The 12,611-nt window shown below is 53.7% G+C and carries 14 protein-coding genes; 1 reads left to right on the forward strand and 13 read right to left on the reverse strand.

Annotation, left to right across the window (positions count from 1 at the left end):
- Positions 1-330: 330 nt before the first annotated feature.
- Positions 331-1,116 (forward strand): HAD-IIA family hydrolase, encoded by a 786-nt coding sequence (locus FPZ45_RS12050; RefSeq protein WP_144701712.1) that lies wholly within the window; start codon positions 331-333, stop codon positions 1,114-1,116.
- Positions 1,117-1,159: 43 nt separating this feature from the next.
- Here FPZ45_RS12050 and FPZ45_RS12055 read toward each other — a convergent pair whose 3' ends face one another.
- From FPZ45_RS12055 to FPZ45_RS12115, 13 genes are all read right to left on the reverse strand, one after another.
- Positions 1,160-1,771 carry a hypothetical protein gene (locus tag FPZ45_RS12055; protein WP_144701715.1) on the reverse strand — a complete coding sequence of 204 codons (612 nt, stop codon included), beginning with the start codon at positions 1,769-1,771 and terminating at the stop codon, positions 1,160-1,162.
- 87 nt (positions 1,772-1,858) lie between these two features.
- Positions 1,859-2,737, reverse strand: a complete 879-nt coding sequence (htpX, locus tag FPZ45_RS12060; RefSeq protein ID WP_144701718.1) for a protease HtpX — start codon at positions 2,735-2,737, stop codon at positions 1,859-1,861.
- A gap of 313 nt (positions 2,738-3,050) precedes the next feature.
- Positions 3,051-3,524, reverse strand: coding sequence for a hypothetical protein (locus FPZ45_RS12065; protein WP_144701721.1), 474 nt, complete (start codon positions 3,522-3,524; stop codon positions 3,051-3,053).
- 39 nt (positions 3,525-3,563) lie between these two features.
- Positions 3,564-4,190 (reverse strand): TVP38/TMEM64 family protein, encoded by a 627-nt coding sequence (locus FPZ45_RS12070; RefSeq protein WP_144701724.1) that lies wholly within the window; start codon positions 4,188-4,190, stop codon positions 3,564-3,566.
- A gap of 696 nt (positions 4,191-4,886) precedes the next feature.
- On the reverse strand, positions 4,887-5,162 hold the full coding sequence (locus FPZ45_RS12075; protein ID WP_144701727.1) for an alpha/beta-type small acid-soluble spore protein: 276 nt from the start codon (positions 5,160-5,162) through the stop codon (positions 4,887-4,889).
- Between the two features lie 84 nt (positions 5,163-5,246).
- Positions 5,247-7,097, reverse strand: a complete 1,851-nt coding sequence (gene abc-f / locus FPZ45_RS12080) for a ribosomal protection-like ABC-F family protein (RefSeq protein WP_144701730.1) — start codon at positions 7,095-7,097, stop codon at positions 5,247-5,249.
- 319 nt (positions 7,098-7,416) lie between these two features.
- Positions 7,417-7,785, reverse strand: coding sequence for an ArsR/SmtB family transcription factor (locus tag FPZ45_RS12085; RefSeq protein WP_144701733.1), 369 nt, complete (start codon positions 7,783-7,785; stop codon positions 7,417-7,419).
- On the reverse strand, positions 7,772-8,197 hold the full coding sequence (locus FPZ45_RS12090) for an SRPBCC family protein (RefSeq protein ID WP_144701735.1): 426 nt from the start codon (positions 8,195-8,197) through the stop codon (positions 7,772-7,774). The genes FPZ45_RS12085 and FPZ45_RS12090 overlap by 14 nt, the downstream gene beginning before the upstream one ends.
- A gap of 52 nt (positions 8,198-8,249) precedes the next feature.
- Positions 8,250-9,509 (reverse strand): MFS transporter, encoded by a 1,260-nt coding sequence (locus tag FPZ45_RS12095; RefSeq protein WP_144701736.1) that lies wholly within the window; start codon positions 9,507-9,509, stop codon positions 8,250-8,252.
- Positions 9,510-9,613: 104 nt separating this feature from the next.
- Positions 9,614-10,231 carry an alpha/beta hydrolase gene (locus FPZ45_RS12100; protein WP_144701737.1) on the reverse strand — a complete coding sequence of 206 codons (618 nt, stop codon included), beginning with the start codon at positions 10,229-10,231 and terminating at the stop codon, positions 9,614-9,616.
- Positions 10,228-11,178, reverse strand: a complete 951-nt coding sequence (locus FPZ45_RS12105; protein ID WP_144701738.1) for a ring-cleaving dioxygenase — start codon at positions 11,176-11,178, stop codon at positions 10,228-10,230. Before FPZ45_RS12105 ends, FPZ45_RS12100 begins: the two co-directional genes overlap by 4 nt.
- 115 nt (positions 11,179-11,293) lie before the next feature.
- Positions 11,294-11,740: a MarR family winged helix-turn-helix transcriptional regulator gene (locus tag FPZ45_RS12110; RefSeq protein WP_144701740.1), complete on the reverse strand. Its 447-nt coding sequence runs from the start codon at positions 11,738-11,740 to the stop codon at positions 11,294-11,296.
- 398 nt (positions 11,741-12,138) lie between these two features.
- The gene (locus FPZ45_RS12115) at positions 12,139-12,507 is read right to left on the reverse strand and encodes a DoxX family protein (RefSeq protein WP_144701743.1); all 369 of its coding nucleotides are present in this window, start codon (positions 12,505-12,507) and stop codon (positions 12,139-12,141) included.
- Between the last annotated feature and the right edge of the window lie 104 nt (positions 12,508-12,611).

The raw sequence follows: 12,611 nt of genomic DNA on the forward strand, positions 1-12,611 counted from the left end.
ATGTTGTAGATAACGTACCATAGATGAGACGAAGAAGGGAGGTTCTGTCGAACACCTGCTTGATCTGTTCCGACGGCGCCTTCGTGATCAGAATACTCAAAAGTTAAAGCGCTTTAACTTTTTAGGTAAAAAAAGAAATACTAAAGAGTTTGATTTATGGAATCAACCCCATTCTCCCGCTCAATAAAGTTAAAGCGTTTTAACTTTTGAGAGTATTATATTACGGAATGTAAGTGATGACAATAGGGGAATTTACTCCTTCCCTCGTTGACATCCGCATGCGAACGCAAGGACAATAGAAATAGAATGGATTCAGGAGGACTGGACACCATGGGTTTGAATGGGATAGACGGACTAATTATCGATCTGGACGGCACGATATACCTCGGAGCGAAAGCCATCGACGGCGCTCGCGAGACGTTGGAGCATATCCGGTCAGTCGGCAAGAAGGTCGTGTTCCTAAGCAACAGAGGCAACTATTCCCGTAAAATGTGCCAGGATAAGCTGCGCGTTTTGGGGATTCCGGCTGCGGAAGAAGAAATCGTGCTAACTTCTACCGTGACGGCTGCTTACTTGCTGGAGCATGATCCGGATAGCCAAGCATGGCTTCTGGGAGACCCCGGATTGCGGGAGGAGTTTGTCAGCCATGGCGTCAAGCTGGCGGCCACGCCCGAAGAAGCCGATTGGCTCGTCATTACGCTGCATGAGACTTTGACGTACGCGGAGCTGAATTCCGCTTTCCGCGCTGCCCGCCACGGCGCGAAAATCATCGTCACGAACGAAGACAAGACGTTTCCCGGGGACGGGGGAGAAAACATCGACGTCGGCGGACTCATCGCCGCGATCGTCAGTACGACAGGCGCGAGCGTATCCGTCGTCGTCGGCAAGCCCTCGGCGTACATGTCGGATGCGGCCTTGCGCTCATTGCGGCTCCCCCCGGAACGCTGCCTGGTGATCGGAGACAGCCTGCATTCCGACATCGCCCTCGGCAAGCGCGCGGGCATTCGAACGGCGCTCGTGCTAAGCGGGTCGACTTCCCTCGAACAGGCGGAAGACGCGGAAGAGCGACCGGACTTCATCTGGGAATCGATTGCCGATATTCGCACCATGCTGTAACTTCTGGAGGGATGAACGATGACATTCACTGGCTGACACTCCCTCACCCGTCACTCCTCGATTTAAATACCGGCACCTCGATAGAATCCGTGCCCATACTCTTTGCGCCGTCTTTTTCCTCCGAGCCGACTTCCACGCCGATATGGAGCGGCGTGGAACGAGACACCGTCTTTTTATCGGGGACCAGATCGATCACGATCGTTCCTTTGCCGCCTCCGATCGGGGTATAGGAACGGTCTCTTGCGACTTCGATCATTGCGCGCCATCGCGAATCTGCCGACGCTGTCGTCCAAGTCGAGACGTAGTCGGCAGGTTTCGCTTCCGTATTTTCGGGATAATCGCTGACGATATCAGAAACCCGCCAGCCGAGCGGGACATAGAAGGCAACGCCTCCCCAATCCGCCGGATCCACCTCGATCCGAGCCACGATCTGTATCCGCTCGGCAGTCGCTTCATTTCCATAGACAAATACAGTGCCCTCCGCCAACGTTTGCAGATGGGCGGTATCGGCACTCACGTGAAAGCTTTCGACCTGAACGATCTTCTCGTTGACCGTCGCCGCATTGGGATTTTGCTTCGAATGCCATAGAACGGCGACCGCCACGATTACTGCGACTAATGCGAACGAAATAATGAGTCCCGTTTTCTTCTTCAAGCACCTGACCTCGCTTATAAAAACAGCTCCACCGCGGCTTCGACCGTGAATGGAGCTGTTTGGGGTTCTGGCTGTCAATTGGCCTATTTAGCTGGCTTGCAGACGGCGAATTCTTTCTTCCAGATCCGGGTGCGTAGAGAACAGCGCGCTGCGTTTTTTGCCGCTGATCTGCAAAGTGGAGACCGCGGTTTGCTGGCTGTCATTCATACGTTCTTGATAAGCTTGCAATCCGCGAAGCGCGTGAATCATCTTGTCCTTGCCAGCTAGATGCGCCCCGCCGGCATCGGCATGGAACTCGCGGTATCTGGAATACGCAAGCACGACCAAGCTTCCCAAAATGGAGAAGACGATCTGGAAGACGATCACGGCGATAAAATGAACGATCGGAGCGACTTCGTCTTTGACGAACCGGGATACCGCCCATGCGGCAATACGCGACAGGAAGACGACGAACGTATTCACAACGCCTTGCAGCAGCGTCATCGTGACCATATCTCCGTTCGCGATATGCGCGACCTCATGTCCGATAATCGCCTCGACCGCGTCTGCGTCCAATTCGTCCAACAAGCCAGTCGACACGGCGACCAGCGAACGTTTTCTCGATGGGCCGGTCGCGAACGCGTTCACTTCATTCGATTCGTAGATCCCGACCTCCGGCATATGGGTCAGCCCCGCTGCGCGGGACAAACGGTGAACCATATCGACGATCTGGCGTTCCCCGCTGGAAAGATTCCCGTTCGGGTTCAGTACATGAACGTTCATCATCCACTTGGCTACCATGCGCGAGATGGCCAGCGAGATCAAAGCCCCTGTAAACCCGACGATCGCGCTGAAAATCAGCAGCGACATAAAATCGATTCCGCCGGAGTCGTTCAGATACGACCCGACTCCGAACACGGAAAGAATGATGCCGATTGTCAGCATGACTAGCAAGTTCGTTAAAATAAACAATAGAATGCGTTTCATTGTGTCCTCCTACTATCGTTAGGTAGAATGATTTTCCATGCTCTTCCTGATTATAGCGTATTTCCTAGGCAACGCGGGTTGTTTTTTCCTCTTTTCGGCCGCTTTCGCCACGGCTTACTTACATTTACGTAACAGGCGGGCATGTCGTTTCAAAAAATTCTCGTTCGCACGTTCCCCCGACATTCGTCCCACCAAGGCACTTTTTTGGCCCTCATTCGCACCTTCCCCCGTCAACCGTCTCGCCAAGGCACTTTTTTGGCCTTGAAACGCAAAAAGGACGACCGCGTTCGGCCGCCCTTCCCATCGTTCGCCGCTATACGCGGCTGAAGCCTTCTTCTTGCAGATACTCCACCGCTTCTTCGCGAGTCTCGAAAGCCATCTCGAGATTCAACCCCGCGAACAAGTACCACATGTCGTCCTCGAACTGCAAAGAAAGCTCTTCTCCCTCAGGGTTTCGCCATTTCTCTTCCAGTCCTCCGGCCTCTTGTCCCTCGCCCAGAGACGTACCATCGTCGGACAACGAGCGGATCGAACGCTCCACAAGATCCCGAAGCTCATCCGCGCCATAATCGCGAACGTTTACGAAACCTTTGTCGTCCGTCTCGACCCCGCCGATCTCCGCCGCGTAGACGTATCCGTTGCCGTTCGGATGAAAATGAAAGCCTACATTCTTCTTATCCGTTACGCTCCCGGCGTAGTGAAAATTCACTCTGCCCAGCGACACGTCCCTGCGTTCCAACTGCGGGAAAGTCTCCATAATCGCCAGCTTTTGTTCGAAATCTAACATTGCCCAACCGCCTCGCCTATAAGTATTGCCTTGATTATATCATATCCGTCCGGCCGGTTCGGAAACCTCCGCATCCCTGGTAAACCGCGCTTCGATCTTCTTGCTGATCCACAGGGATACGCCTACGAACAGCACGACGTAGATCAATTCGAACGGACGCTCGATGAATCGCCTGAAGTCGTGTCCGATAATGGACACCGACATAACCATGATCGCCTTGCCGAATAGAATCGCGATAAAAAACGACCGAATTCGCATCTGCGCGATCGCCGCGGCAATATTGATAACCACGAACGGGCCGACCGGAAAGATACTCAGCAGAAACACGTAACTGAACGCGTTGCGGCGTATCCAGGTCAGGCTTTTCTGCACCTTCGGCTTGCGGGCGAAGCGCACGAAGTAAGGATGTCCCGCGATCCGGCGCACGATCAGGAACGTCGCCAGACATCCGGCTACGATCCCGATCCAGGAATAGAGAAAACCGAGCCACAAACCGTAAACGGCCGCGTTTACCCCGACGATTAGAATCGTGGGCAGCGGCGGCACGAACGACTTCAAGAACGTCAACGCGATTCCGGGGAAAGGACCGAAATCGCGGTAACGTTCCAATAAATTGGTCAAGTTCTCTTCTGTAATGTTGGAGAGGATGTCCGATACGATGCTCATCTTGGGGCTAGCACCTTTTCCGATTTGATGAGCCTATTATAACATTAGTCCGACTATCCGATGCCATTGCAAATCTTACAATCCTCGTACTTCGTGAACAGCCGCTTGATTTGCAGCTTCCGACCACTGGCCCCCAAACTCCCCTTACCTATCGGCATCAAGCGTATAAAGATAAAATTGAAAAATGACCGCCAACAACGATCGCGATACTGATCAAAAGAAACACTATCGTAATCAGTATAGACATTTCCTCACCTCACTAGTCGGATTTGACGGCTCACTCTAACGGAACTCAGAGCCGCTATTTCATCGAAATCCATGTTACTCAAAATCTAACGGACGTCGGAGACCTTATGGGGGTCCGAAAAGCATGAATCCAGCCTGTTTCGAGCGAATAGCGACTGTCAGTTCCGTTAGGATTCGGACCAGCGGATGTTCGGGCAAATAAGGGCTGTCAGTTCCGTTAGCCTAGGCGGGGGCGGTTCTGGCAAAATCAAAACACAAAAAAACGAGCCACTCTTACCTTCGTCAGAGATGTAAGAGCGACTCGTGTTGTATGATGAGCGTAAACAGAGGAAATCTTCGGTTGCCGACGCATTGTTCTCTCTATTATAAGTCAATCGGCCTCCCTCTGTTAATCCAACCCGGGAGCCAAAAAAACGGAGTCCCGCTAAGGGATCTCCGCTTTTTCGCCGATTAGGGCTTATTGGTCAGTTTTTCTTGTGCGAGCCGAATCATTTCCCGTACCATCGAGCCGCCGATCTTGCCGCCGACCATTCCGGCTTCCTCCGTCGTCAGCTTGCCGTTATTTCCCCGTTGCAGGGGTACGCCGAGATCCTCCGCGACCTCGTACTTCACGTCGTCAGGCCTCGCCGGATCGACCGAATAGCCCTCCTTGCGCATGACGTCCGCCTTTAACGCGGTAACGCCTTCTTCCGCGCCCGGTATGACCAGCTTCCTCCTTCTTGCCATCTCCATGCTCGCCTCCGTTCGTTTCATTGGTAACCAAGGCGATAATTAGACTTTCCTATCTTTCGCGGATTTATCCGAATCCGTCTATTGTTCGCTTTCCGTCATCCACTGCTCGTATAGTCGATCCAGCCTTTCCCGAAGAATCTCCAACTCAACAACGCCGACGTCGCAGTCCGCCAATCGCCGTTCCAACACTGCAATCTCCGCCTCCAGCCGCTCCCCGAGTGGGGCAGCAACTTCGCTTCGTGAATCAGAGGCCTTCCGACGGCTCTGACTCGGGCTGGAAACCCGCTCCTTTCGAGGTTTCGGCTTATCCGTACTCTTGGCCTTATACTCGTCGAAGTCGCCCAAGTATACATGGATGCTTCCGCGGTCGAGCTCCCATATTTTCCGCGCGAGCCGGTTGATCAAGTACCTATCGTGGGTGACCGCGAGAATCGTGCCCGGGAATTCCTCCAAACTTTCCTCCAACGCTTCGCGCGACGCGATATCCATATGATTCGTCGGTTCGTCCAGAATCAGCAGGTTCGGTTTCTTCAGCACGAGCAAAGCGAGCCGCAGTCGGGTCCATTCCCCTCCGGACAACAGGCTCACGGGCTTGAACACTTCCGCGCCATAGAACAGATAGGCGGCCAATCGCGATCTTGCCTCCCCTTCCTCCATGCCGGCCTCCTGACGGAAATATTCAAGGACTGACTGTTTGGGATCGCCGGGATACTCTTGTTGGGCCAAGTAACCGACTTCCACCCTTGAACCGAGCGTCATTTCCCCTTCATCCGCAGACGTCTCCCCGAGGATTAGCTTCAACAGCGTCGATTTGCCGGAGCCGTTCGGCCCGATCAGCATGACCTTTTCCCCGTATTCAAGCTTACCGGAAGCTCTGTCCAACACGATGCTTTCCCCGTACCGCTTGCTTACGCCTTCGAAAGAGACGACTTGTTTCCCCGACCGATCGGACGGCTTCAGTTCGAACTCGGCTTCTTTGCGATCAATCGCGGGACGCTTCAGCTTCTCCATCCGGTCAAGCGCCTTCTGCATGGATGCCGCCCTGCGGAAAAACTTTCCGTTATCGCCGATCCTGCCCCATTCCATCAATCTCGCGATGGTCTCGCGCATTTTCTTGATTTTCTTCTGCTGTTCCTGGTAATCGGCGAATTCCTGAAGCAGAAGCTCTTCCTTCTCCTTCACATACTTCGAATAGTTCGCGTGGAATACCGTCGATTCACCGTCTTCGAGTTCAACGATCTTGGTCACGACGCGGTCTAGAAAATATCGATCATGAGAGACAATCAGGCAAGCTCCGTCATATTTCGTTAGAAATTCCTCTAACCACTCGACGCCGCGCATGTCCAGATGGTTGGTCGGCTCGTCGAGCAACAACAGCTCGGGCTTGCGGATCAGCTGCGAAGCCAACCCGACTTTGGTCTTCTCTCCCCCAGAGAGCGACGCGTAATCCCGTCCGTACCAGTCCCGAGCAATGCCCAAGCCTCCGGCAACCTGATCGATGCGGGCGTCAAGCTCGTAACCACCTTCCCGCTCGAAAAACTCCTGCAGCGCGGAATAGCGCTTGAGCAGCGTCTCCAGCCTCTCGGGCCGAACGGACGCGTCCGACATTCCCGCTTCAAGCTTGGCCATCTCCGTCCGGCAGTCGAACAAATCTTTCAACCCGAGAGCAAGTACATCATAGATGGTGTGGGGCTCGTCGCTGACAGGGATTTGCGCCAAATACCCGATCCGTGCCTCCTTGCGTACGGTTAGCAGCCCTTCATCGGGCGTATCGATTTTAGCGATCAGGCGCATCAGAGTCGTTTTGCCGCTTCCGTTGCGGCCGACTAACCCGGCCTTCTCCCCGTGATGAAGCTCGAAAGTGACGTTCTCGAGCACAAGCTGGGCGGTATTATATTTTTTAACGTTTTGGCAATTGATCGTTAACATGAGGGTTCCTCCTATTGAAGGTCCTCCACCTTGCTTTGGAAAATATAAAAAGAGCGTAGGGAAAAATTCCCTACGCCCTGTGTTCATCCGTTCAGGTCAAGGTAGGAGCCTTTTCGCGAGTTGTGAAATCGTATGGTCGTTAATGGACAGACTTCTCCCGTCTGAACGCAAACCATGAACGATGCCGGCCATTGCCAAGGGCAACCGGCTAACTTGGTTATTCACGAACTCTCGGTTCATCCTACCTTCACCTCCTCTAATCAATTATCCCAACGATAACATGGCTGCCTCGCATGAAGCAAGCCCCTAAGCGAACTTCTTACAGCTCGGACGGTTCTTGGCCGCGATTCGGCTCGTCGGTTTCCACGTACCGTCTGAGGGCGTCGAGCTTGTTCTCCCAGAACCGCTCATAGAAGGCCAGCCAGCTCTTGAGCTCCCGAAGAGGGTCCGCATCCATCCGGTAACGCGTTTCCCTGCCGACCTTCCGCTCCTTGACCAGCCCGGCGTCCGCCAGGATGCGAAGATGCTTAGAGACCGCGGGTCGGGTCATCGGAAAATGGCTGCTGATCGCGTTCACCGGCATCTCCCCGTCGACAAGCAGGCGAAGCAGCCCGCGGCGGGTCGGGTCCGCAATCGCCTGAAATACGTCGTGCTTCTGCTCGGCGGCAGCGGCATTATCTCTCGACATATTCGCCCAGCTTCCGCACCATTCCGATCCAGCCGCCGTTCATATTCTCGCGTACGACCGCATGCGGTTGTCCGAATTCCGTTACCCCTTCCGCGGACCAACCGCTATGAATGAGCGTGAATTCGGTTTGGTCGCCTTGACGGATAAGTTCGAACGTCAACGTCCAGTCCTTGCCCCAGTTAAAAGAAAGACGGTTAGGCGGGTCGATCTCGGTCACCTTGCACGGGGACTTCCCGAAAGGTCCCGCTTCCAGATGGAACTCATGTCCGACGACCGGCTCGAAGTCGTTCGGCATAAACCATGCCGCGATTCCTTCCGAAGTGGAGACGGCGGCCCACACTTTCTCGATCGGCGCATTGTAGATTTGGGTTTGGCGAATGTCGGGCAGCTTGGCGTTCATCGTATCGCTCATGTTGTGTCCTCCTCAAATTACGAAACCATTTGGTTTCCTTTTCTGATTCGTATTATAGGATACTTTTTGGTTTCACGTCAAGCCTTGTACCCTTCACCCGCTCCGCCAATACTTTCCTCATGAACATCCAACTGAGCAAGGGCGAGCTTCCTACGGAAAGAAGCAGCCAATTCATAACGGCCGGCGCTTTGCTGACGGATATCGTGCACATAAAGACCGTCATACCGATAATTCTTCCAACGTTCAGAGCGAGTTCGCGAGCGACGACGAACTCCACCCGTCTCTGTACGCTGTCTTCATCCCGACCGATGAGATCGAATACGGTAGAAGTCATGGGCAGCAGATATAGGGGAAAAAATAAAGCGGCGCTGACGCCGAAAGCGAGCAAAGTCGCATAGCTAAGACCGGCGAAGAGAGGAAGTATGGCCGCAACGAGAGCAATTGCGCCTACCAGCATCCCCCGATTCCGCCACTCCGGCTTCAGCCATTTGCCCGCGATCAGGAAGCTGACGAATCCGACGGCAGACGTAACCAACATGAAATTGCCCAGCTTCATTTCGCTTCCGGTCTGCACGTAGATCAGCACCCCGATAATGACGCCGAAGACGCTCTCCCGGATGCCTTGGGACGCTAGCCCGCCCAATACCGCCCGCCAGGAGGTGCCTGAGTCTTTCAACAACCCGATTGGCCAGCGCCAATCGTAGTTCCCCTTCGTTCTACGATTGCGAAGAAAGAAGCTAACCGCGATACCTGCCACGAAAATGCAAAACGAAAGGATAAAGATTATCCGGTAGCCGGCATTGCCGCCAAGCCTCGAGATGAGAAAACCCGAGCTCCAAGGAACGATGATCCCGACCAGAGACCCGATCGTCCCCGTCCAGCCGTTAAACCTATCCCTGTTATCCGGCTCCGTCACTTCGAAATACACGACGTTAAAAGCGAGCCAGAATAGCCCCATCGCCATTCCCTGTATGAGCCCCAATAGCCATATGTAGTGAACCGCATTCCCTTTCAGAAGCAAGACAATGGCGTAGAAAACGGCGGATATTCCGATCCCGAGCCGCAACAGGATCATTTTGTTGCCTTCCTTCGCCGCGTTTCCTGCGATCCAGAACGTCAGCCCCATCGCAACGTGCGTGATCAGCGTGAACCATCCGAGTCGTATGTAATCGTTGCTGGCTTTCCAGATGTAAATTCCGAAGTAAGTTCCGGACAACGCCCCGGCCGTAATGAAAAGCCCGTTAACCGCAAGCAACAACCGCGTCTGCCCGTCAAATGCCCCCGCTTGTCGATGTTGTAGGCGAGTTGTCATGATCAGCTCCTCCGAAACGAAAAAATCGAAATCCCGTTATAACCTGCCCCAAAAAGACGCAAAGAAACCCCCGAAACGTTCGTTTCGGGGGTTTCTCAGCCCGATCATGCTTCCGCTCCGAATCTGCCGCGGAACCATTCTGCAGCCGCGCCCGCTTCCGATGGAGTCAGACGATGGCCGGACCGTTCCCAATGCGTCTCTACGGCGGCCCCTGCTTTCGCCAACAGCCCTCGAAGCTCCTCCGTCTCTTCTGGCGTGCAGATCGGGTCGTTCTCGCCTGCGCCGATGAAGACCGGTAAGCCAGTCAACTCTGGCAGGTTCACGCCCCGAATAGGCACCATCGGATGATGGAGAACCGCCCCTTTCAGCGAATTCGCATAATGGAACAGAAGACTTCCGGCAATGTTTGCACCGTTGGAATAGCCGACCGCCACGATGTTATGGCGATCGAATCCGTATTCCTCCGAAGCCTTATCCAAGAAGCCGTGAAGCTCCTTCGTACGGAAGACAAGGTCTTCGAGATCGAAGACGCCTTCGGCTATGCGGCGGAAAAACCTCGGCATTCCGTTCTCGAGCACATTACCTCTTACGCTCAGAACCGAAGACTTGGGAGAAATCATCTCCGCCAGCGGAAGCAAATCCTGCTCGGTGCCGCCGGTTCCGTGCAAGAGCAGCAGAACCGGCGCCTTCGAATCGGAGCCTTGCTTAAAGATATGTTTCATTCCATATCCTCCTTCAGCACGCGCACCTCGATCGGAGGCAATCCTTGCTCGATCTGAGCGCGATGCGGCTCGAACCAATCCGGCAGCATCAGCTTTTCGCCCATCGTTTCGGCAGGCTCGTCGTGTGCGAATCCCGGAGGATCGGTTGCGATCTCGAACAAGATTCCGCCTTCTTCCCGGAAGTAGATCGCGTTAAAGTATTGACGGTCGATGAACGGAGTTGGTTGGAAGCCGTTCTCTTCGACGAGGCTTCTCCAACGGGCATGATCTTCGTCGTCGGCAGCACGCCATGCGATATGATGAACCGTTCCGGCTCCGCCATGTCCCGGCTCCATCGGGTCGATGTTGACGTCGATGACGTTGCCCAGATCGCCAGATGCCAAGTAGCGTGCAAAACCGCCTTCTTCGGCGATTTTCTCCAGCCCCATGACATTTTGGAGCACCGATGCGGTCCGTTCCGGAGCTGAGCTGAAGAGCACCGCTCCGCCGAATCCTTTGATCGCTTTGTCGGTGGGCACTCCTCCGAACGTCCAGTTGCTTGCCCGACCCGCTTCGCGTTCAGCCAGTTCGATTCTGAGGCCGTCGGGATCTTCCAGTTGCAGGAATCTCTCGCTGAAGCGGCTAATCTCAGTCGTCGCAATGCCAAATATCTCGAAGCGCGCTTTCCAGAAGTCCAAGCTGCCCGTTGGAACGGCATAGGTCGTAATCCCGACTTGACCGCCGCCGATGCGGCCCTTGCGCGAAGTCGGCCATGGAAAGAAAGTAATGACAGTACCCGGACTGCCTGCATCATTGCCGAAGTAGAGGTGGTACACTTCAGGCGCGTCGAAGTTGATCGTTTTTTTGACTAATCTTAATCCCAACACCCCCGAATAAAAATCGACGGTTGCTTGAGCGTGACGTACGAAAGCCGTTACGTGATGAATGCCAGTTGTTCTTTGACTCATTGTAATCCTCTCCTTTGCCTAGGTTATTATATACAAAATTAAGAGTCTTTATTTTAAGATATGTGGCAAAAAAAATGTCTCAATGGGGCTTGCAGCGGAGAGCTTTAGCCCTCGGCTATTTAAAGCTCTCTTCGGCGTATTTGCCCAACTTCTTCAGCAGATGGCTTGCGGCTTGCTTCTCTTCGTCGTTTAAACCGCCTACCGCGCGACGAATGACTTCGACATGCTCCGGAAATACGTCATCGATGAGCTTACGGCCGGCATCGGTGATGTCCGCATATACGAGGCGCCTGTCCTCGGTGCAATCCCTGCGCTTAACGTAGCCTTTCTTCTCCAACTTATCCACGACGTACGTAATGTTGCCGCTGCTCATGAGCACCTTGCCGCCAATCTGTTGCAGAGGCTGCGATCCTTTATGGTACAGCAGTTCAAGGACGCCGAACTCGGTCCGGTTTAATCCGTATCTCTTAATATCGCGATCGGCATGCGCATTCACCCATTGGCTTGCGCGGCTAAGCGCGATGAACAGATCGAGCGAAACATCTTTTTGCGGATCGGACATTTCTCTTGCCCCTCCTTATCGATAGCGAACGATTATCTCAATTTGTTTTATCTTGATTTTAAGATAATACAATTTGGATGGATTGTCAACGCCTTTTCGCCAAGAAAAAGCCGTTAGGGAAGATCGTCCTGTGTAGAGATGTTTTTCATCGTATTTGCTCCTAACCTGCGCCACACGAAGCGGAGGTACGATGTTTTTTATCGCTAATCATTCCGAGAGCGAGAAAAAAGTGACGACTCACCTCTAATAGCAATGTTTTTCATCGTACTTGCTCCCAACTCGTGCCTCGAGAGGTGAAAATACGATGTTTCTCATCGCTAATCATCCCTAACAGGCAGGCACCACTTCCATAAACAAAAAAACCGACACGCGGCAATCGCGGTCGGTCTCTTCATGTGTTAACCCGGAAAATCGGCCAGATCGTTCAGCCGAATCAGAAACAAACCAACCGGCAGAATAAACAAGACGATCGACGGAAACGTCAGCTTCAGCGAATCTTTCACCCGCACGTGAACCAGAATGCCGCCCAGCATCGTAACGGCTAGCCACAACGCCCCGGCCGAAGCCCAACTTGGCTCCCAGTAGCCGACAACCAAAGCGGCAGCCCCTACGACCTCGACAAGACCGGTTACGATCCGAAACCATTGCGGCAGCTTCCAGTGGTTGAAGTTGTCGACGTGCATTTTCGCCCCCGCCAGCTTGGATAACCCCGCTCCCAGAAACGCCAGGCCGAGAATAGCTTGCAATACCGCGGATAAAATATTCATCCCCAATTTCCTCCTCGTGATCAATATACTGAGCCCGATATAAGCACAGTAAGTCCAATAATAAGGTGCAGCCAACAGCAAAGTTAACTGCACCCAATCTAAGC

The organism is Cohnella terricola (genome assembly GCF_007786475.1).
Lineage (GTDB): Bacteria > Bacillota > Bacilli > Paenibacillales > Paenibacillaceae > Cohnella > Cohnella terricola.

Bases quoted from the DNA above. Each gene is read 5' to 3' on its own strand.
- FPZ45_RS12050 (WP_144701712.1), top strand. From the start codon at position 331: ATGGGTTTGAATGGGATAGACGGACTAATTATCGATCTGGACGGCACG.
- htpX (WP_144701718.1), bottom strand. From the start codon at position 2,737: ATGAAACGCATTCTATTGTTTATTTTAACGAACTTGCTAGTCATGCTG.
- FPZ45_RS12065 (WP_144701721.1), bottom strand. From the start codon at position 3,524: ATGTTAGATTTCGAACAAAAGCTGGCGATTATGGAGACTTTCCCGCAG.
- FPZ45_RS12070 (WP_144701724.1), bottom strand. From the start codon at position 4,190: ATGAGCATCGTATCGGACATCCTCTCCAACATTACAGAAGAGAACTTG.
- FPZ45_RS12075 (WP_144701727.1), bottom strand. From the start codon at position 5,162: ATGGCAAGAAGGAGGAAGCTGGTCATACCGGGCGCGGAAGAAGGCGTT.
- abc-f (WP_144701730.1), bottom strand. From the start codon at position 7,097: ATGTTAACGATCAATTGCCAAAACGTTAAAAAATATAATACCGCCCAG.
- FPZ45_RS12085 (WP_144701733.1), bottom strand. From the start codon at position 7,785: ATGTCGAGAGATAATGCCGCTGCCGCCGAGCAGAAGCACGACGTATTT.
- FPZ45_RS12090 (WP_144701735.1), bottom strand. From the start codon at position 8,197: ATGAGCGATACGATGAACGCCAAGCTGCCCGACATTCGCCAAACCCAA.
- FPZ45_RS12095 (WP_144701736.1), bottom strand. From the start codon at position 9,509: ATGACAACTCGCCTACAACATCGACAAGCGGGGGCATTTGACGGGCAG.
- FPZ45_RS12100 (WP_144701737.1), bottom strand. From the start codon at position 10,231: ATGAAACATATCTTTAAGCAAGGCTCCGATTCGAAGGCGCCGGTTCTG.
- FPZ45_RS12105 (WP_144701738.1), bottom strand. From the start codon at position 11,178: ATGAGTCAAAGAACAACTGGCATTCATCACGTAACGGCTTTCGTACGT.
- FPZ45_RS12110 (WP_144701740.1), bottom strand. From the start codon at position 11,740: ATGTCCGATCCGCAAAAAGATGTTTCGCTCGATCTGTTCATCGCGCTT.
- FPZ45_RS12115 (WP_144701743.1), bottom strand. From the start codon at position 12,507: ATGAATATTTTATCCGCGGTATTGCAAGCTATTCTCGGCCTGGCGTTT.